Source organism: Mycolicibacterium fallax (assembly GCF_010726955.1).
GTDB classification, from domain to species: Bacteria; Actinomycetota; Actinomycetes; order Mycobacteriales; family Mycobacteriaceae; genus Mycobacterium; species Mycobacterium fallax.
In genome coordinates, this window is sequence record NZ_AP022603.1 from 311,554 (window position 1) to 330,793 (window position 19,240).

The 19,240-nt window shown below is 72.3% G+C and carries 18 protein-coding genes; 16 read left to right on the forward strand and 2 right to left on the reverse strand.

The annotated features are described in order from the left end of the window. Positions 1-22 precede the first annotated feature (22 nt). Positions 23-877: a GNAT family N-acetyltransferase gene (locus G6N10_RS01480; RefSeq protein WP_085093777.1), complete on the forward strand. Its 855-nt coding sequence runs from the start codon at positions 23-25 to the stop codon at positions 875-877. Between the two features lie 7 nt (positions 878-884). Here G6N10_RS01480 and G6N10_RS01485 read toward each other — a convergent pair whose 3' ends face one another. Further along, a complete protein-coding gene (locus G6N10_RS01485; RefSeq protein WP_085093779.1) occupies positions 885-1,079 on the reverse strand; it encodes an SRPBCC family protein in 195 nt (64 codons plus the stop codon). A 51-nt stretch (positions 1,080-1,130) separates the two neighbouring features. Here G6N10_RS01485 and G6N10_RS01490 point away from each other — a divergent pair, with 51 nt between their 5' ends. Then, positions 1,131-2,951, forward strand: a complete 1,821-nt coding sequence (locus tag G6N10_RS01490; protein WP_085093780.1) for a penicillin-binding transpeptidase domain-containing protein — start codon at positions 1,131-1,133, stop codon at positions 2,949-2,951. A 53-nt stretch (positions 2,952-3,004) separates the two neighbouring features. After that, positions 3,005-3,670: a DUF1707 SHOCT-like domain-containing protein gene (locus tag G6N10_RS01495; RefSeq protein ID WP_085093782.1), complete on the forward strand. Its 666-nt coding sequence runs from the start codon at positions 3,005-3,007 to the stop codon at positions 3,668-3,670. An 18-nt stretch (positions 3,671-3,688) separates the two neighbouring features. On the opposite strand, the gene G6N10_RS01500 is transcribed toward G6N10_RS01495, so the two are convergent. Next, a complete protein-coding gene (locus G6N10_RS01500) occupies positions 3,689-4,081 on the reverse strand; it encodes a PaaI family thioesterase (protein WP_085093784.1) in 393 nt (130 codons plus the stop codon). 93 nt (positions 4,082-4,174) lie between these two features. Here G6N10_RS01500 and map point away from each other — a divergent pair, with 93 nt between their 5' ends. The 13 genes from map (at position 4,175) to G6N10_RS01565 (ending at position 19,238) form a co-directional block, all read left to right on the forward strand. Then, on the forward strand, positions 4,175-5,035 hold the full coding sequence (gene map / locus G6N10_RS01505) for a type I methionyl aminopeptidase (protein WP_085093786.1): 861 nt from the start codon (positions 4,175-4,177) through the stop codon (positions 5,033-5,035). Beyond that, positions 5,032-6,531, forward strand: coding sequence for a cobyric acid synthase (locus G6N10_RS01510; protein ID WP_263993619.1), 1,500 nt, complete (start codon positions 5,032-5,034; stop codon positions 6,529-6,531). The genes map and G6N10_RS01510 overlap by 4 nt, the downstream gene beginning before the upstream one ends. A gap of 9 nt (positions 6,532-6,540) precedes the next feature. Beyond that, positions 6,541-7,236, forward strand: a complete 696-nt coding sequence (locus tag G6N10_RS01515; RefSeq protein WP_085093790.1) for a hypothetical protein — start codon at positions 6,541-6,543, stop codon at positions 7,234-7,236. Positions 7,237-7,376: 140 nt separating this feature from the next. Beyond that, entirely contained in the window at positions 7,377-7,919 is a 543-nt protein-coding gene (locus G6N10_RS01520; RefSeq protein WP_085093904.1) for an alpha/beta hydrolase, read from the forward strand. Positions 7,920-8,320: 401 nt separating this feature from the next. Next, complete coding sequence (gene mqo / locus G6N10_RS01525) at positions 8,321-9,787, forward strand: malate dehydrogenase (quinone) (protein ID WP_234810463.1); 1,467 nt, start codon at positions 8,321-8,323, stop codon at positions 9,785-9,787. A gap of 6 nt (positions 9,788-9,793) precedes the next feature. Further along, a complete protein-coding gene (locus tag G6N10_RS01530; protein WP_085093796.1) occupies positions 9,794-10,285 on the forward strand; it encodes a GNAT family N-acetyltransferase in 492 nt (163 codons plus the stop codon). An 11-nt stretch (positions 10,286-10,296) separates the two neighbouring features. Continuing rightward, positions 10,297-12,165 carry a VWA domain-containing protein gene (locus G6N10_RS01535; protein ID WP_085093906.1) on the forward strand — a complete coding sequence of 623 codons (1,869 nt, stop codon included), beginning with the start codon at positions 10,297-10,299 and terminating at the stop codon, positions 12,163-12,165. Between the two features lie 16 nt (positions 12,166-12,181). Beyond that, entirely contained in the window at positions 12,182-12,796 is a 615-nt protein-coding gene (gene cobO / locus G6N10_RS01540; RefSeq protein WP_085093798.1) for a cob(I)yrinic acid a,c-diamide adenosyltransferase, read from the forward strand. Then, positions 12,793-14,160, forward strand: a complete 1,368-nt coding sequence (locus G6N10_RS01545) for a cobyrinic acid a,c-diamide synthase CobB (RefSeq protein WP_234810464.1) — start codon at positions 12,793-12,795, stop codon at positions 14,158-14,160. The genes cobO and G6N10_RS01545 overlap by 4 nt, the downstream gene beginning before the upstream one ends. Next, complete coding sequence (gene cobA / locus G6N10_RS01550) at positions 14,157-15,371, forward strand: uroporphyrinogen-III C-methyltransferase (protein WP_085093800.1); 1,215 nt, start codon at positions 14,157-14,159, stop codon at positions 15,369-15,371. The genes G6N10_RS01545 and cobA overlap by 4 nt, the downstream gene beginning before the upstream one ends. A 173-nt stretch (positions 15,372-15,544) precedes the next feature. After that, the gene (locus G6N10_RS01555) at positions 15,545-17,008 is read left to right on the forward strand and encodes an MFS transporter (protein ID WP_407664010.1); all 1,464 of its coding nucleotides are present in this window, start codon (positions 15,545-15,547) and stop codon (positions 17,006-17,008) included. 3 nt (positions 17,009-17,011) lie between these two features. Then, a complete protein-coding gene (locus G6N10_RS01560; RefSeq protein WP_085093804.1) occupies positions 17,012-17,422 on the forward strand; it encodes a hypothetical protein in 411 nt (136 codons plus the stop codon). 49 nt (positions 17,423-17,471) lie between these two features. After that, positions 17,472-19,238: a proline--tRNA ligase gene (locus G6N10_RS01565; RefSeq protein ID WP_085093806.1), complete on the forward strand. Its 1,767-nt coding sequence runs from the start codon at positions 17,472-17,474 to the stop codon at positions 19,236-19,238. The last annotated feature ends 2 nt before the right edge of the window (positions 19,239-19,240 follow it).

Consider the following 19,240-nt stretch of genomic DNA (forward strand, 5'->3'; position numbering starts at 1 on the left):
AAGTGCCGTAGAAAGAGCTCAGATGTCGGCGCCGCCGTACTTCCGCCCGGTTGACGAAAGCCGGGTGTCGATGGTGCGCGACGCCGCCGCCGTGGCGCGGGTGCTCGACGCGGATCCGGTGGGCAGCGCGATGGTGGCGGCCCGGGTCGCCGAACACGGCATCAACCCCGCCGCGATCGGCGGCGAACTGTGGACCCGCGGTCGCCCCGAGGATTCGCTGTGCTTCTCCGGGCCCAACCTGATGCCGCTGCGCGGGGACCCGTCGGACCTGGCGGCCTTCGCCGACAAGGCGGCCGCCGCGCCGCGGCGATGTTCCTCGCTGGTCGGTTACGCCGACCGGGTGCTGCCGATGTGGCGGCGGCTGGAGACCGGGTGGGGTCCGGCCCGCGAGGTCCGCGACAATCAGCCGTTGCTCGCGCTGTCGGGCCCCCCGGTGTGCGCTCTCGACCCGCTGGTCCGGCGGGTGCGGATGGCCGAACTCGACGCCTACCTGGTCGCCGCCGTCGAGATGTTCATCGGTGAGGTCGGCGTCGACCCGCGGATCGGCGACGGCGGCCGCGGCTACCGCCGCCGGGTGGCCGGGCTGATCGCCGCGGGCCGGGCCTGGGCCCGGTTCGAGGGGCCCGAGGTGGTGTTCAAGGCCGAGGTGGGCGCGCAGTCCCCGGCGGTGGGGCAGATCCAGGGCGTCTGGGTCCGGCCCGACCGGCGCGGCCACGGCCTGGGCAGCGCCGGGACCGCGGCGCTGGCCGCCGCGATCGTCGACGGCGGCCGGATCGCCAGCCTGTACGTCAACGACTACAACACCCCCGCCCGGGCCGCCTACGCGCGGATCGGGTTCGCCCCGGTCGGCACCTTCGCGACCATCCTGCTCGACTGAGCCGAGGTCACCACCCGGTCAGCGCCTCCAGCCGGGCGTAGCCGGCCTCCATCCCGTCGACCATGCCGGTGGAAAGGATCTGTTCGCGCAACTCGTTGCTGGGATAGAACACCAGCAGGGTGGCCAGGGTGCCGCCCTGCACCGGCGTCAGGGTCAGCTCGTTGTGGGTCGGCCCAGGGTCACGGCGCGATTGCGGCGGCATCTCGGTGTGGCGTCGACGATCTTGGCGGTCTCAGACGTAACATTCGTCCCAATGGCAACTCAAACCTCATCCGTAACGCGGCTTGGTCGGCTGCTGGTGGCCGGCGTGCTCGCGGCGACGATGTCCGTGAGTGCCTGCACCCCGCGGCCGGACGGACCCGAGCCCGCCGCCCAGGAGTTCTTCGATGCGCTCTCGGCCGGCGACACCACCACCGCCGCGGATCTGACCGACCGGCCCGAGGACGCCCGGGCGGCGATGAACGCGTCGTGGACCGGCCTGCAGGCCGACCGCATCGACATCGCCGCGCTGGGCTCGCGATTCACCGAGGACACCGGGACGGTCAACTACCGCTACACCTGGCACCTGCCGAAGAACCGCACCTGGACCTACGACGGCCAGCTGAACATGGTCCGCGACGAGGGCCGCTGGCAGGTGCGCTGGACCGCGACCGGGCTGCACCCGAGCCTGGGCGAGAACCAGAGCCTGCAGCTGCGCTCGGATCCGCCGCGACGCGCCTCGGTCAACGAGCTCGGCGGCAGCGACGTGCTGGTGCCCGGCTATCGCTACGCCTATCAGCTCGACGCCCGCCAGGCCGGCCGGGAACTGATGCCCAGCGCGCAGGCCGTCGTCGAGGTGCTGCGCCCGTTCGGCGGACCGCAGGATGCGCAGCTGCTTGCCGAGCAGGCCAGCTCCGCGGATCGGCCGATGGACCTGGTCACCCTCAGCCAGCAGGACAACGACAAGGTTGCGGACGCGCTGGCCAACCGTCCCGGGATCATCCAGATCCGGCAGGCCGACCTGCTGCCCACCGACCCGGCGTTCGCCCCGGCGCTGATCTCCGAGGTGGAGAAGTCGGTCGTCGACGATCTCGACGGCGAGGCGGGCTGGCGGGTGATCAGCATCAACCAGAACGGTGCCGAGACCGACGTACTCAACGAGGTGGCGCCCGCGCCGGCCCCGTCGGTGTCGATCACCCTGGACCGCGCCGTGCAGAACGCCGCGCAGAACGCCGTCAACGCTCAGGGCCGCAAGGCGATGCTGGTCGTCATCAAGCCCTCCACCGGCGACATCCTGGCCGTCGCGCAGAACGCGGCCGCCGACGTCGACGGGCCGGCGGCCACCATGGGCATGTACCCGCCGGGATCGACGTTCAAGATCATCACCGCCGGCGCGGCCATCGCGCGCGACATGGCCACCCCCAACACGCTGCTGGGCTGCCCCGGCGAGATCGACATCGGCCACCGCCGGATTCCCAACTACGACCGGTTCGACCTGGGCGTGGTGCCGCTGAGCAAGGCGTTCGCCAACTCCTGCAACACCACCTTCGCCGAGCTGGCCTCCAAGATGCCCCCGCGCGCGCTGAACCAGGCCGCCGCCCGGTTCGGCCTGGGCCGGGACTACCTCATCGACGGTGTCCCGACGGTGTCCGGTTCGGTGCCGCCGACGGTGGATCTGGCCGAGATGACCGAGGACGGCTTCGGCCAGGGCAAGGTGCTGGCCAGCCCGTTCGGGATGGCGCTGACCGCGGCCACCGTCGCGGCCGGGCACACCCCGGTGCCGCGGCTGATCCTCGGCCACGAGACCACGGTGACCGGCGAGGCGGGCACCGTCGCCCCCGAGGTGCTCGAGGGGCTGCGCTCGATGATGCGGTTGGTGGTCACCAACGGCACCGCCAAGGACCTCAACGGCTACGGCGACGTCCGGGGCAAGACCGGTGAGGCCGAGTTCGAGGGCGGCTCGCACGCCTGGTTCGCCGGCTACCGCGGCGATATGGCCTTCGCGGCGCTGATCGTCGGGGGCGGCAGCTCGGAGTACGCGGTGCGGATGACCCGGCAGATGTTCGACAGCATGCCCGACGGTTACCTCGCCTGAGCGGCGCAGATCATATAGCCGCTGGTCAGCGGGGCCGCTAGGCTGGGTCCGTCATGACTGTCGAGGAAAACCAACCGCTGCTGCGCGTCGACCAGATCCCGGTGTGCATCGATCAGCCGGTGCCGCGGGCCGATCAGCCGGTGCTGCGGATCTCTGACGCCGACCGCAACGGCACGCTGCGCCGGCTGCACAATGCCGTCGCGCTCGGGCTGATCGACATCGAGGAGTTCGAGGAACGCTCGGTGCAGGTCGCCACCGCCCGGCAGCGCGACGAACTCGACCTGCTGGTCGGCGATCTGCCCGGCCCGGGCGCGGTGGTCACCTCGGCCACCGACCGCGTCGAGCTGCGCGGGGTGTTCGGATCGCTCAAGCGCCAGGGGGAGTGGACCGTGCCGACCCGGTTGGCGCTGTACCGGCGGATGGGCTCGATCGGGCTGGACCTGACCCGGGCCCGGTTCGCCGGGGCGATCGTCGTGATCGAACTCGACCTGAAGTTCGGCTCGCTGGACCTGCGGCTGCCCGACGGGGCCAGTGCCTCGATCGACGACGTCGAGGTGGTGGTGGGCAGCGCCCGCGACCACCGGCCCGACGCGCCCGCCGACGGCCGACCGCACGTCATCCTCACCGGCCGGGTGGTCGGCGGCTCGGTGGACATCCGCGGCCCGCGCCGGACGCTGCGGGACCGGGCCGCGCGACTGCGGCCCGGCCGGGGCCGGTAGCTCCGCGGCCGCGGCGGCTCAGGACCGCCGGTCCAGCACCGCGAAGGACAGCGTCGCCCGCGCGGCCAGCCGGTTGCGCCCGACATCGGTCAGGTCGACGGCGGTGACGATCAGCCGTTTCCCGGCGCGCACCACGGTGGCCTCGGCGCGGGCCGGGCCGTCGATGACCGGTGCCAGGTAGTGGATGTTCAGGTCCGCGGTGGTGACGTCCTGCTCCGCCCCGACCTGGCGGCCGGACAGGATCCCGGCGGCGATGTCGATCAGGGTGGCCAGCAGCCCGCCCTGCAGGGCGCCGCGCACGTTGGTCAGGTCCGGCCGGTTGTCCATCTCCATCACCACCCGGTCATCGGTTTCGGTGACCATCCGGTAGTTCAACCGGTGCAGCAGGTGCGTGGTCTCCGTGTCCGTCATGGCCCAACGGTAGCAGTGTTCTCCTGGCAGGAGAGTGAGCTTCTCGCCGACGCTGGCCGCGGTCGCCCACCGGGCGGCGATTACGCTGGACCCATGTCCGTGCGCGCCCCCTTGCACCCCGGTCGGGTGTCAGCGACCCTGCCCGTGCCCAAGTCGATCGAACGCCCCGAATACGCCTGGCAGCCGACGGTCAACGAGGGCACCGAGCCGTGGGTGCAGACCCCGGAGGTGATCGAGAAGATGCGGGTCGCCGGGCGGATCGCCGCCGGTGCGCTGGCCGAGGCCGGGCGGGCCGTCGCCCCCGGGGTGACCACCGACGCGCTGGACCGCATCGCCCACGACTACATGGTCGATCACGGCGCCTACCCGTCCACCCTGGGCTACCGGGGATTCCCGAAGTCCTGCTGCACCTCGCTCAACGAGGTCATCTGCCACGGCATCCCGGATTCGACGGTGGTCCAGGACGGCGACATCGTCAACATCGATGTGACCGCCTACATCGACGGGGTGCACGGCGACACCAACGCCACCTTCCTTGCCGGCGAGGTCAGCGAGGAGCATCGCCTGCTGGTCGAACGCACCCACGAGGCCACCATGCGGGCGATCAGGGCGGTCCGGCCCGGACGCTCGCTGTCGGTCGTCGGCCGGGTCATCGAGGCCTACGCGAACCGGTTCGGGTACAACGTCGTTCGGGATTTCACCGGCCACGGCATCGGCACCACCTTCCACAACGGGCTGGTGGTGCTGCACTACGACCGGCCCGAGGTCGAGACCGTCATCGAGCCCGGTATGACGTTCACCATCGAGCCGATGATCAACCTCGGGTCGCTGGACTACCAGATCTGGGACGACGACTGGACCGTGGTCACCCAGGACCGCAAGTGGACCGCCCAGTTCGAGCACACCCTGGTGGTGACCGACGACGGCGCGGAAATCCTCACCCTGGCGCCTTGACCCGGGCGGGGGCGCTGCTGGTCGCCGGCACCAGCTCCGATGCCGGCAAGTCGATGGTGGTGGCCGGGCTGTGCCGGCTGCTGGCGCGACGCGGGGTGAAGGTCGCGCCGTTCAAGGCGCAGAACATGTCCAACAACTCCGCGGTCACCGTCGAGGGCGGCGAGATCGGCCGGGCCCAGGCCGTGCAGGCCCGGGCCGCCGGCCTTGAACCCAGCGTGCGGTTCAACCCGATCCTGCTCAAGCCGGGCAGTGACCGCAGCTCCCAGCTGGTGGTCCGCGGCCGGGTCGCCGCGACGGTGCGCGCCGCCGACTACCTGACTCACCGGGACCGGCTCGCTGCCGTCGTCAACGACGAACTGGCAAGTCTGCGAACCGAATTCGACGCGGTGATCTGCGAGGGTGCGGGCTCGCCCGCGGAGATCAACCTGCGCGCCACCGACCTGGCGAACATGGGCCTGGCGCGGGCCGGCGGGCTGCCGGTGGTGCTGGTCGGCGACATCGACCGCGGCGGCCTGCTGGCGCACCTGTTCGGCACGGTGGCGATCCTCGACCCCGCCGACCAGGCGCTGATCGCGGGCTTTCTGGTCAACAAGTTCCGCGGCGACGCGACTCTGCTGGAGCCCGGGCTGCGCCAACTCGCCGCGCTGACCGATCGGCCCAGCTACGGCGTGCTGCCGTATGCCCAGGAGCTGTGGCTGGACACCGAGGACTCGGTGTCGGTGCTGGCCGGACGGGTGGTCGGGATACCGCAACCTCCGGTCGGCAGCCAATCGCTGCGGGTCGGGGCGATCCGGCTGCCGCGGATCTCCAACTCCACCGACATCGAGGCGCTGGCCGCCGAGCCCGGGGTGCAGGTCCGGTGGATCGACGACGCCGCCGACGCGGTGGGCCTGGACCTGCTGGTGCTGCCCGGCAGCAAGTCCACCGTCGCCGACCTGGACTGGCTGCGGGCCCGCGGGCTGGCCGAGGCGATCGAGGCGCACGCCCGCCGCGGCGGGGTGACGCTGGGGATCTGCGGCGGTTTCCAGATGCTGTGTCGGCGCATCGAGGACCCGGTAGAGTCCGGCCGCGCGGCGGTGCCCGGGCTGGGGCTGCTCGACGCGGAGATCGAATTCGTCGCCGAGAAGACCCTGGCGTTGCACCGGGAGCCGCTGAGCGGCTACGAGATCCACCACGGCCGGCTCGGCACCAGCGCCGCCGCGGATTGGGCGGGCATCGGGCTGTGCGCACCCGGACGGCCCGTCTACGGCACGCACTGGCACGGCGTGCTGGACAACAACGCGTTTCGCCGCGGCTGGCTGACCGAGGTGGCCGCGGCCGCCGGGCGGGACGGCTTCGTCGTCGCCGAGGACACCGACGTGCCGGCCCGGCGTGACGCCCAACTGGACCGGATGGCCGACCTGCTGGAGGAGCACGCCGACGTCACGGCGTTGCTGGCCCTGCTGGACGGCCCGCCGCCGGTGCGGGCCACCGTGTCGACCGGGCTGCGGCGGTAGCCTGACCGGATGCCCAATCTCCGCCCGGCGCCGCGTGGCGCGTTGCGCGGGCTCGCCCGGCGCGTGCTGGCGGTGGCGGCCGTCGGCGCGGTGTCGGGCTGCCACGTGGTGGCCGGCACCCCGACCTGGCCGGGGGCGACGCTGGCCGGCGCCGCGCTGAGCGAGGCGGACTTCCCCGACGGCCCGCGGTTCGCCCGGATCGAGGACGACCCGGGGGCGCCCGACGGCGCCGGTGAGGCCCCGAGCATGTTGACCCGGCCGCAGGGTTGTTCCAACGGGCTGACCAACGTCATCGCCGCCTCGGCCGAACGCGGCCCGGGCAGCGGGCTGAAGTACGAGGTGCGCTACAACGGCGCCCGGATCGTGATGGCGCTGCTGTCCTGGAACCTCGACCTCGACGAGCTGGCCAGCACCGCCAAGCGCTGCGAGCATTTCTTCGTGTTGTTCGACCCGGCCGCCAAGGGCATCCCGATGACGACCACGGCGCTGCCCACCGACCGCGAAGACGAACTGCTCTACCGCCAGACCATGACCCTGGACGCCGTGGACGCCGACGTCTACATGGGATTCGCGAACGTCGGCGGGCGCGGACTGTTCGGCGTGGCGTTCCCGCTGCCCGACACCGAGATCACCGCGACGGCCGATCTGCCGCAGACCTTTTTGGAGATTTTCGGCCGGCAGACCGATCGGATGCGCGCGGCCTGAATCTCCGGTGTGACCGGCCTGGGAATCGGGCCAATTCCCGCCGGGCGGCGGTCCCGGCTCGCTAGCGTGGTGCGGTGGCGGCCAGAGCACCGGGGACACCGGCACGATCGGCCCGGCCGGCGGCCCCGCCGCCCGCGACGATCAGCGTCGACGGGCTCGCCGTAGCGGTCACGGTGTCCGTGTCCGGGTCCGACCGCAGCGGGAACGTGGTGCTGCTGGGTGCGGTCCCGGCCGCCCGCGACGCCTACGGCGCGATCTGCGCCCGGTTGCACAACGCCGGGCTGCGCACCGTGGTGATCGGCACCGCCGGTGTGCCGCCGGACGCGGTGCCCGCGGTGCTCGACGCGGTCGGGGTGCGCTGGGCGGTGCTGTTCGGCGACCGGTCCGGGGCGGAGCTGGCCTGGCAGCTGGCCGCCACCCGATTCGACCGGTTCACCGCGCTGGTCGCCGTCGACCGTGGCCACCCCCGGGCCTGCGGCGACGACGGCGCCCAGGGCTGCGGGCCGGTGGAACTGGACACCACGATTCTGGTCAGCACGCCCGCCGCGGCCGCCGCCGCCCGGGCCAGCCGGCGCTACGTCCACGGCGACTTCCGGCAGGTGGACCTGCTCGACCGGCGCCGGGTCACCGAATCCGCCGCCCAGCTGGCCGCCGAGATCGTGCTGCGCAGCGCCGACTGGTGAGCCAAGAAAAACCGGCCCCGGGCGGATGCCTCGGGGCCGGACTCGGGGTGGGCCGGACTGACTACTTGTCGGAGCCGCAGCTGCAGGAACTTCCGCAGGTGCAGTTCTCGCAGGTGCAGTTCGGATTGCTGCAGGCGCTCGATTCGTTGCTCATATTGCAATATTACTATGGGTCGCCCCGCGGGCACGGCGATTTGGCCGCCGCACCGGCCCGGTGGTTGTCACCCGGGCGGCCGGACGTGATGGCGCTCACCAGTTGCCACCCGATAACCTCATAGCCGATAACCCGCCGTGCCCGCAGACGTTCGGGGCCCGGCGGCCGCGCAATCGCGAAGGGCGAGGGACCGGTGGCAGACACTGCAGTGACCAAGACCGATGTCGTACTGATCGGCGCCGGGATCATGAGCGCCACGCTGGGGGCTTTGCTGCGTCTGGTCGAACCGGATTGGTCGATCACCGTGATCGAACGACTCGACGCGGCCGCCGCGGAGAGCAGCGACCCGTGGAACAACGCGGGCACCGGCCACTCCGCGCTGTGCGAGCTCAACTACACCCCGGAGAAGGCCGACGGCAGCATCGACATCACCAAGGCGGTGACGGTCAACGAGCAGTTCCAGGTGTCCCGGCAGTTCTGGGCGCACGGGGTGGAAAACGGTGTGCTCACCGACGTCCGCAGCTTCCTCAACCCGGTGCCGCACGTGTCGTTCGTGCAGGGCGCCGACCGGGTCGAATACCTGCGCAAGCGCCGCGACGCGCTGGCGGCCAACCCGCTGTTCGCCACCACCGAGTTCACCAACGACCACGACGAGTTCGCCCGCCGGCTGCCGCTGATGGCCGCCGGCCGCGACTTCACCGAGCCGGTCGGCCTGAACTGGACCACCGAGGGCACCGACATCGACTTCGGTTCGCTGACCAAGCAGCTGATCAACTTCGCCGTCCGCAACGGCACCTCGGTGCTGTTCGGCAACGAGGTCACCAACCTCAGCCGCAACTCCGGGGGCTGGTCGGTGAAGGTGCGCAACCGTCGCACCGGCGACAAGCAGACCATCGACACCCGCTTCGTGTTCGTCGGCGCCGGCGGCGAGGCGCTGCCGCTGCTGCAGAAATCCGGTATCCCCGAGGCCAAGGGGTACGGCGGCTTCCCGGTCGGCGGGCAGTTCCTGCGCGCCTCCAACCCCGCGGTGACCTCCCGGCACCAGGCCAAGGTGTACGGCTTCCCGCCGCTGGGCGCCCCGCCGATGTCGGCGCCGCACCTGGACACCCGGATCATCAACGGCAAGCCGTGGCTGATGTTCGGCCCGTTCGCCGGCTGGACCCCGAAGTTCCTCAAGCACGGCAAGTTCACCGATCTCCCCGCGTCGGTGAAGCCCAACAACGTCGGCTCGATGCTCGGGGTGGGGCTGACCCAGCTGGACCTGACCACCTACCTGATCCGGCAGCTGGCGCTGTCGGATTCCGAGCGGGTCGACGCGCTGCGCGACTTCGCGCCCACCGCGCAGGACGCGGACTGGAGCCTGGTGCACGCCGGTCAGCGGGTCCAGGTGATCAAGCCCGCGGAGCAGGGGCTGGGCGGCACCCTGGAGTTCGGCACCGCGGTGCTCGCCGCGGCCGACGGCAGCCTGGCCGGCCTGCTCGGCGCCTCGCCCGGCGCCTCCACCGCCGTCCCGGCGATGCTGGATGTGATGGCGCGCTGCTTTGCCGACCGCTACCAGGGCTGGGTGCCCAAGCTGACCGAGATGATCCCGTCGCTGGGGACCAAGCTCTCCGCCGAGCCCGCGCTGTTCGACGAGGTGTGGTCCTGGACCCAGCGGGCCCTTGCGCTGGAATCCACCGCGGTGGTACCCGCCGCCGACGGCGACGGGCTCTGACGGGCCGTGACCCCCGCGTTGCGCCGGGCCTGGGCCCAGGACCTCGACGCCGCCACCCTCTACGAACTGCTCAAGCTGCGCGTTGAGGTGTTCGTCGTGGAGCAGGCCTGCCCGTACCCGGAACTCGACGGCCGCGACCTGCTGGCCGAGACCCGGCACTTCTGGCTGGAACTGCCCGACGCCGCGGTCGCCGAGACCGGCGACCGGGTCATCGCCACGCTGCGGCTGATGGAGGAGCATCCCGGCGGGGAGAAGGCGTTCCGGATCGGCCGGGTGTGCACCCGTCGGGACCGGCGCGGGGCCGGGCACGCCGCGCGGCTGCTGACCTCGGCGCTGGCCGAGGTCGGATCGCACCCGTGCCGGGTCGACGCCCAGATCTACCTGACCGAGATGTACGCCCGGCACGGGTTCGTCGCCGACGGGCCGGAGTTCAGCGAGGACGGCATCCCGCACGTCCCGATGGTCCGGCTGGTCGGCCGGGGAGAGGGAGCATCGTGAGCAGCGCCGACATCCCGCCCTACCCGTTCAGCGCGATCGTCGGACATGATCGGCTGCGGCTGGCGCTGCTGCTGTGCGCGGTGCGCCCGGAGATCGGCGGGGTGCTGATCCGCGGCGAGAAGGGCACCGCGAAGTCGACGGCCGTGCGTGCCCTCGGCGCGCTGCTGGCCGGGGTGGACGGCGGCCGGCTGGTGGAACTGCCGATCGGGGCCACCGAGGACCGGGTGATCGGCTCGCTGGACCTGCAGAAGGTGCTCGGTCAGGGCGAGCACGCGTTCTCCCCGGGCCTGCTGGCGGGTGCGCACGGCGGCGTGCTCTACGTCGACGAGGTCAACCTGCTGCACGATCACCTCGTCGACATCCTGCTCGACGCCGCGGCGATGGGCCGGGTGCACATCGAGCGCGAGGGCATCTCGCATTCCCACGACGCCCGGTTCGTGCTGATCGGGACGATGAACCCGGAGGAGGGCGAGCTGCGGCCGCAGCTGCTGGACCGGTTCGGGCTGACCGTCGAGGTGCGGGCATCCCGCGACGTCGAGGTGCGCACCGCGGTGATCTCCGCCCGGCTGGCCTACGAGGCCGATCCGCACGGGTTCGCCGCGCGCCACCTCGACGCGGAGGCCGAGCTGACCGGCAAGATCGCCGCCGCGCGGGCCCGGGTGCCGCAGATTGTGCTGCCGGACAACGAATTACGGCGGATCGCCGGGCTGTGCGCGGCCTTCGACGTCGACGGCATGCGGGCCGATCTGGTGGTGGCCCGCACCGCGGTGGCGCACGCCGCGTGGCGCGGCGCCGACCAGGTGGCCGCAGAGGACATCCGGGTCGCCGCGGAGCTGGCGCTGCCGCACCGCCGCCGCCGCGACCCGTTCGACGATCCGGGCCTGGACCCCGAACTGCTCGACGAGGCGCTCGGCGACCCCGATCCGGACCCGGACCCCGACCCGACCGGCGGCGGTGAGCCCGATCCCGGCGGACCACCGCCGGATTCCGGGCCGCCGAGGTCCCCGGACGGCCCGGGTGCCGACGCCGGGGAGACCGGCGCCGGCTCCGACGGTCCCGGTGCGGCGCCGAACCGGCCGTCGGCCCCGCCCACGGCGACCTTCCGCACCCGCGCGCTGCGGGTCCCCGGCATCGGCGAGGGCGCGCCGGGCCGCCGCTCGGTGGCCCGAAACCGGACCGGAGCGGTGATCAGCCCGGCCGGTCCCGACGACGAAACAGCCTCCGGCATCCACCTTTTCGCGACCCTGCTGCGCGCCGCCGAGCACGCCGGCGGCCCCGGACCGCTGCGTCCCGGCATCGCTGACCTGCGCCGGGCGATCCGCGAGGGCCGGGAGGGCAACCTGGTGATCTTCCTGGTCGACGCCTCCGGGTCGATGGCCGCCCGGGACCGGATGTCGGCGGTCACCGGCGCCGCGCTGTCGCTGCTGCGCGACGCCTACCAGCGTCGGGACAAGGTCGCCGTGATCACCTTCCGCGGCCGCCGCGCCGACCTGCTGCTGCCGCCGACCTCCTCGGCGCACATCGCCGGGCGCCGGCTGGCCCGGTTCGACACCGGCGGCAAGACCCCGCTGGCCGAGGGCCTGCTGGCCGCCCGGGACCTGGTGACCCGCGAACGCATCCGCGACCGCACCCGCCGGGCCCTGGTGGTGGTGCTCACCGACGGCCGCGCCACCGGCGGTCCGGATCCGCTGGGCCGCACCCGCACCGCCGCCGCCCGGCTGCGCGCCGAGGGTGCGGCGTCGGTCGTGGTGGACTGCGAGACCTCCTTTGTGCGTTTGGGTTTGGCGGGCGAACTGGCCCGGGCCCTGGACGCCCCGGCGATCCGGCTGGACCAGCTGCGCGCCGACACCCTGACCGCCGCGGTCCGCGCGGCCGCCTGAGAACCAGGAGACCACCATGCCCAAGGGGCAACCGGTATCGATTCCCGACGACGGCCTGAGCACCCGGGCCCGGCGCAACCAGCCGGTGCTGGCCGTGCACACCGGCGCCGGGAAGGGAAAGTCGACCGCCGCGTTCGGGATGGCGCTGCGGGCCTGGAACGCCGGGCTGGCGGTGGCGGTCTTCCAGTTCGTCAAGAGCGCCAAGTGGAAGGTCGGCGAGGAGTCGGCGTTCGCCGCGCTGGACCGCGCGCACACCGACCACGGCGTCGGCGCGCCGGTGCAGTGGCACAAGATGGGTTCGGGCTGGTCCTGGTCCCGGCGGCAGGGCGAGGAGTCCGATCACGCGGCCGCCGCCGCGGAGGGCTGGGCGGAGATCTCCCGGCGGCTGGCCGCCGGCGCGCACGACTTCTATGTGCTCGACGAGTTCACCTACCCGCTGAAGTGGGGCTGGATCGACACCGATGAGGTGATCGCGACGCTGGCCGCCCGGCCGGGCAACCAGCACGTGGTGATCACCGGTCGCGACGCCCCGCCCGCGCTGATCGAGGCGGCCGACCTGGTCACCGAGATGACCAAGGTCAAACACCCGATGGACGCGGGCCGAAAGGGCCAAAAGGGCATCGAGTGGTGACTGTCCCGGCGGTGGTGATCGCCGCGCCGGCCTCCGGCAGCGGGAAGACCACGCTGGCCACCGGTCTGCTGGGGGCGCTGCGCCGGGCCGGGCACCGGGCGGCCGGGTTCAAGGTGGGGCCCGACTTCATCGACCCCGGCTATCACGGGCTGGCCACCGGCCGGCCGGGCCGCAACCTGGACCCGGTGCTGGTGGGACCCGAGCTGATCGGACCGCTGTACCGGCACGGCGCGGCCGGCAGCGACATCGCCGTCGTCGAGGGGGTGATGGGCCTGTTCGACGGCCGGATCGCCGCCGGCACCGGGCTGCCGGCCGGGTCGACGGCCCAGGTCGCCGGCCTGCTGGGTGCCCCGATCGTGCTGGTGGTCGATGCCCGCGGCCAGAGCCAGAGCCTGGCCGCGCTGCTGCACGGCTTCGCCAGCTTCGATCCGGGCACCGCGCTGGCCGGGGTGATCCTCAACCGGGTCGGTTCGCCGCGGCACGAGCAGGTGCTGCGGGAGGCCTGCGCGACGGTCGGCCTGCCGGTGCTGGGGGCGGTGCCCAGGACCACCGAACTGGAACTGCCGTCGCGGCACCTGGGCCTGGTGACCGCGCACGAACACGGCGCGGCCGCCGACGCCGCGGTGACGGCGATGGCCGAGGTGGTGTCCCGGCACGTCGACGTCGCCGCGGTGGCCGCCCTGGCCCGGGCCGCGGCGGCCACCGCACCGTGGTCGCCGCACCGGGCGGTCGGAGAACCCGTGCCCGGGCGCCCGGTGGTGGCGGTGGCGGCCGGCCGGGCGTTCACCTTCGGCTATCCCGAGCACACCGAGCTGCTGGCGGCCGCCGGCGCGGACGTGCTGACCTTCGACCCGCTGGCCGATGTGCTGCCCGAGCGCACCGCCGCGGTGCTGCTGCCCGGCGGATTCCCGGAGCAGTACCCCGAGGAACTGTCGGCCAACGCGGCGCTGCGGTCACAGCTCCGCGACTTCGGCGGGCCGGTGTACGCCGAGTGCGCCGGGCTGACCTACCTGATGGACGACCTCGACGGGCACCCGATGTGCGGGGTGCTGGCCGGCTCGGCGCGGTTCACCGCGCGGCTGACGCTGGGCTATCGGGACGCCGTGGCGGTCGCCGATTCCTGTGTGCACCGGGTCGGGCAACGCGTCGTCGGCCACGAATTCCACCGGACCGCAGTCGATTACGCCGACGACTACCCGCCGGCCTGGAAGTTCCGCGACGGCGCGGGCAATCCGGTGTCCGACGGCGCCGTGCGCGGCGCGGTGTTCGGCTCATACCTGCACACCCATCCGGCCGCGACCGGCGACGCGGTCGCCAGGTTCGTTGGGCTGGCCGCCGAGCGCGTCGCTAAGCTCACCGGGTGAGCGAGAACGCCTACCTGGTCGGGCTGCGGCTGGCCGGGAAGAAGGTCGTGGTGGTCGGCGGCGGCAGCGTCGCCCAGCGCCGCCTGGGCCTGCTGGTGTCCAGCGGCGCCGATGTACACGTGGTGGCCCGCACCGCCACCCCCGCGGTGGAGGCGATGCCCGGGGTCACCGTCACGCTGCGCGACTACCGCGACGGTGACCTCGACGGCGCCTGGTACGCCATCGCGGCCACCGACGATCCGGCCGTCAACGCCGCCGTCGTCGCCGAGGCCGACCGCAGGCGGGTGTTCTGCGTGCGCGCCGACGCCGCGGTCGACGGCAGCGCCGTCACCCCGGCCACCTTCGCCCAGGACGGCCTGGCGGTCGGTGTGCTGGCCGGGGGAGAGCACCGTCGGTCCGCGGCGATCCGCACCGCGATCCGGGAGGCGCTGGCCGGCGGGCTGGTCACCCCGATCGCCGAGCCGTCGGCCAGTCAGGCGCTGGCCGGCACCGTCGCCCTGGTCGGCGGCGGCCCCGGCGACCCGGAGCTGATCACCGTGCGCGGCCGCCGGCTGCTGGCCCGCGCCGACGTCGTCGTCGCCGACCGGCTGGCGCCGCCGGAGCTGCTTTCCGAACTGCCGCCGCACGTCGAGGTCATCGATGCCGCGAAGATCCCCTACGGCCGGGCGATGGCGCAGGAGGCGATCAACGCCGTGCTCATCGATCGGGCCCGGGCCGGGTCGTTCGTGGTGCGGCTCAAGGGCGGGGATCCGTTCGTCTTCGCGCGCGGCTATGAGGAAGTTCTCGCCTGCACCGAGGCTGGGATCCCGGTCACCGTCGTTCCCGGGGTTTCCAGCGCGATCGGGGTGCCCGGGCTGGCCGGCGTTCCGGTCACCCACCGTGCGGTCAATCACGAATTCACCGTGGTCAGCGGCCATGTTGCCCCGGGCGCGCCCGGATCGTTAGTGAATTGGGACGCACTGGCCGCGATGACCGGCACGATCGTGCTGCTGATGGCCGTGGAGCGCATCGAGCTGTTCGCTGACGCGCTGCTCAGGGGCGGTCGAGCTGCGGAAACACCGGTTCTGGTGGTGCAGCACGGCAGCACCCCCGCTCAGCGTGTCGTACGCGCGACGCTGGCCGACGCGGCCGCGGTGATGCGGGCCGAAGGAGTGCGCCCACCTGCGATTATCGTGATCGGACCGGTCGTCGGGCTGGCGCTGCCGGAGTAGGGCCGCCGAGTCGCCGGGCTTAAACTCCTCTTAAGATTACTGTAGAGTAGGTCCCCATGACGGCTCTCAGCGACGCCGAGCAGGCGATGGCGGCCACCGATTCCGGGCGCCGGGACGACAGCGCACGGCGCACGGCCCGGGCAACCGGCGGCTACGCCAGCCGACTCCCCGAAATGCTGCCCTCCTGGCGGTTCATCTCCGCGGTCGTGGCGATCGGCGGCATGCAGCTGCTCGCCACCATGGACAGCACCATCGCGATCGTCGCGCTGCCCAGGATCCAGGAATCCCTGAACCTGTCCGACGCCGGCCGCAGCTGGGTGATCACCGCCTACGTGCTCACCTTCGGCGGGCTGATGCTGCTCGGTGGGCGGCTCGGCGACACCATCGGCCGCAAGCGCACCTTCATCGTCGGCGTCGCACTGTTCACCATCGCCTCCATCCTGTGCGCCTCGGCGTGGGACGAGGCGACCCTGGTCATCGCCCGGCTGCTGCAGGGCGTGGGCGCGGCGATCGCCAGCCCGACCGGCCTGGCCCTGGTGGCCACCACCTTCCCCAAGGGGCCCGCGCGCAACGCTGCGACGGCGGTGTTCGCCGCCATGACCGGCATCGGTTCGGTGATGGGCCTGGTCGTCGGCGGCGCGCTGGTGCAGCTCGACTGGCGGCTGGCCTTCTGGGTCAACGTGCCGATCGGCGTGGCGATGATCTACCTGGCCCGCAACTCGCTGAGCGAGACCGCACGCGAGCCGATGAAGCTCGACGCCGCGGGCGCGCTGCTGGCCACCCTGGCCTGTACGGCCGCGGTGTTCGGCTTCTCCTGCGGTCCCGAATACGGCTGGGACAGCCCGGTGACGCTGATCTCCGGTGCCGCGGCCGCGGTGTTCTTCGGCGCCTTCGTGCTGGTGGAACGCTCCGCGGAGAACCCGGTCGTGCCGTTCGCGCTGTTCCTCGACCGCAATCGGCTGGCCACCTTCGGCGCGATCTTCCTGGCCGGCGGCGTGATGTTCACCCTGACCGTGCTGATCGGCATCTACGTGCAGGACATCCTGGGTTACAGCCCGCTGGAGGCGGGCATCAAGTTCATCCCGTTCGTCATCGCCCTGGGCATTGGACTGGGATTGTCCAGTCAACTGGTGTCGGTGTTCTCCCCGCGGGTACTGGTGATCGGCGGCGGAATCCTGGTGCTGGGCGCCATGCTCTACGGATCCACCCTGCACGAGGGCATCCCGTACTTCCCGAACCTGGTGCTGCCGATCACCGTCGGCGGCTTCGGCATCGGCATGATCGTGGTTCCGCTGACGGTGTCGGCGATCGCCGGGGTCAGTTTCTCCGACATCGGCCCGGTCTCGGCGATCGCGCTGATGCTGCAGAACCTCGGTGGCCCGGTGGTGCTGGCCATCATCCAGGCCGTCATCACCTCCCGGATGCTCTTCATGGATCCGAGCACCCGGGATGTGAAGGTCGCGGACATGACCGACGCCCAACTGCATGCGCTGGACCAGGGCTACGCCTACGGCATGCTCTGGGTGGCCGCTGTCGCCGTGCTGGTCGGTGCGGCCGCGCTGTTCATCGGCTACACCGCCAAGGAAGTCGCGCACGCCCAGGAAGTCAAGGAAGCCATCGATGCCGGAGAGCTGTAGCCCGTGGTGCTGACCCACCGGATGCTGGCCGGCGCGATCCTGGCCGTCGGCCTGACGCTGACCGGGTGCAGCAGCGACGGGGACCGGCCGGCGCCACCGGCGGCGGACTCCGGCGCGGCGCTGAACAGCGCCACCGCGCAGTCGGTCGTCGACGCCATCGTCGCGGCGGACCTGGCCGCCCCGAACGCCCACGACGACACCGCGCAGCGCTGCCCGAAGATCGGCTGCCTGCAGGCGGTGACCACCGACACCGTGACGGTGCTGAAGTTCCCCAGCACCGGCACCGCGCTGCGCCATCTGGGCCAGCTGCCCGACGGCTACGGCATCGAGGACTTCGTGGTGGTGTTCGATCCGGCGGTGCCGGCCGAGCAGCGCACCCGGTACCAGCGCGCCATCTCCGGCGCCGTGCGCTGAGAACCGGCCGCGTCGATCGCCGCGCGGCGGATGGGTAGGCTGATCGGCTGTGATCACCCGCATGTCCGAGCTGTTCCTGCGCACGCTGCGCGACGATCCCGCCGACGCCGAAGTCCCCAGCCATAAGCTGCTGATCCGGGCCGGCTACGTCCGCCCGATCGGTCCCGGCCTGTACAGCTGGCTGCCGCTGGGGCTGCGGGTGCTGCGCAGGATCGAGCGCATCGTCCGCGAGGAGATGGATGCCATCGGCGGGCAGGAGATCCTGTTCCCGGCGCTGCTGCCGCGGGCGCCCTACGAGCAGACCGGCCGGTGGACCGAGTACGGCGAGAACCTGTTCCGGCTGCAGGACCGCCGGGACAATGACTACCTGCTGGGGCCCACCCACGAGGAACTGTTCACCCTCACGGTCAAGGGGGAGTACAGCTCGTACAAGGACTTCCCGGTCGTGCTGTACCAGGTGCAGAACAAGTACCGCGACGAGGCGCGGCCCCGCGCCGGCATCCTGCGCGGCCGCGAATTCATCATGAAGGACTCGTACTCCTTCGACGTCGACGACGCCGGGCTGGTCCGCGCCTACAACAACCACCGCGATGCCTACCAGAAGATCTTCGACCGGATCGGGCTGCGCTACGTCATCGTCTCGGCGGTGTCCGGGGCGATGGGCGGCAGCGCGTCGGAGGAGTTCCTGGCCGAGAGCGAGGTCGGCGAGGACACCTTCGTGCGCTGCCTGGAGTCCGGCTACGCCGCCAACGTCGAGGCGGTCACCACCCCGGCCCCGGCCGGGCGGTCCGACGACGAGATCGCCGCGCTGCCCGCGGCCGTCACCCACGACACCCCGGACACCGAGACCATCGCCACCCTGGTGGACTGGGCGAACGCCGCCGGCCTGACGCAGTTCGCCGGCCGGACGGTGACCGCCGCCGACACCCTGAAGAACGTGCTGCTCAAGGTTCGCCAGCCCGGTGGGGACTGGGAGCTGCTGGCGATCGGGGTGCCCGGGGACCGCGAGGTCGACGACAAGCGGCTCGGCGCGGCGCTGGAACCCGCCGAATACGCGATGCTGGAGGCCGCCGACTTCGCCCGGCACCCGTTCCTGGTGAAGGGCTACATCGGTCCACAGGCGCTGCGCGACAACGGCGTGCGCTACCTGCTGGATCCCCGGATCGTCGCGGGAACGAGCTGGATCACCGGCGCCGACGCCCCCGGCCGGCACGTGGTGGGGCTGGTCGCCGGCCGGGACTTCACCGGCGACGGGACCATCGAGGCCGCCGAGGTCCGCGACGGCGACCCGTCCCCGGACGGGGCCGGTGCGCTGGTCAGCGCCCGCGGCATCGAGATCGGGCACATCTTCCAGCTGGGCCGCAAGTACACCGACACCTTCTCCGTCGACGTGCTGGGGGAGAACGGCAAGCCGGTGCGCCCGACCATGGGCTCCTACGGCATCGGGGTGTCCCGGCTGGTCGCGGTGATCGCCGAGCAGTGCCACGACCAGATGGGGCTGCGCTGGCCGTCGAGCGTCTCACCGTTCGACGTGCACCTGGTGATCGCCAACAAGGACGAGCAGGCCCGGGCCGGCGCGACCGCGCTGGCCGCCGAGCTCGACGGCCGCGGCCTGGAGATCCTGTTCGACGACCGGACCGCCTCACCGGGGGTGAAGTTCAAGGACGCCGAGCTGCTGGGTGTGCCGTGGATCGTGGTGGTCGGGCGCGGCTGGGCCAACGGCGTGGTGGAGCTGCGCGATCGGTTCAGCGGGGAGACCCGCGAGATCCCGGTTGGCTCAGCAGCCGAGGAAATCGCGGCCGCGCTCGGGTCGTAACC

What these genes read in the sequence shown, in the direction of transcription:
- mqo (WP_234810463.1), top strand. Translation starts at nt 8,321, where the DNA reads ATGAGCGCCACGCTGGGGGCTTTGCTGCGTCTGGTCGAACCGGATTGG.
- G6N10_RS01480 (WP_085093777.1), top strand. Translation starts at nt 23, where the DNA reads ATGTCGGCGCCGCCGTACTTCCGCCCGGTTGACGAAAGCCGGGTGTCG.
- G6N10_RS01500 (WP_085093784.1), bottom strand. Translation starts at nt 4,081, where the DNA reads ATGACGGACACGGAGACCACGCACCTGCTGCACCGGTTGAACTACCGG.
- G6N10_RS01555 (WP_407664010.1), top strand. Translation starts at nt 15,545, where the DNA reads ATGCTGCCCTCCTGGCGGTTCATCTCCGCGGTCGTGGCGATCGGCGGC.
- G6N10_RS01485 (WP_085093779.1), bottom strand. Translation starts at nt 1,079, where the DNA reads ATGCCGCCGCAATCGCGCCGTGACCCTGGGCCGACCCACAACGAGCTG.
- cobO (WP_085093798.1), top strand. Translation starts at nt 12,182, where the DNA reads ATGCCCAAGGGGCAACCGGTATCGATTCCCGACGACGGCCTGAGCACC.
- G6N10_RS01490 (WP_085093780.1), top strand. Translation starts at nt 1,131, where the DNA reads ATGGCAACTCAAACCTCATCCGTAACGCGGCTTGGTCGGCTGCTGGTG.
- G6N10_RS01495 (WP_085093782.1), top strand. Translation starts at nt 3,005, where the DNA reads ATGACTGTCGAGGAAAACCAACCGCTGCTGCGCGTCGACCAGATCCCG.
- map (WP_085093786.1), top strand. Translation starts at nt 4,175, where the DNA reads ATGTCCGTGCGCGCCCCCTTGCACCCCGGTCGGGTGTCAGCGACCCTG.
- G6N10_RS01515 (WP_085093790.1), top strand. Translation starts at nt 6,541, where the DNA reads ATGCCCAATCTCCGCCCGGCGCCGCGTGGCGCGTTGCGCGGGCTCGCC.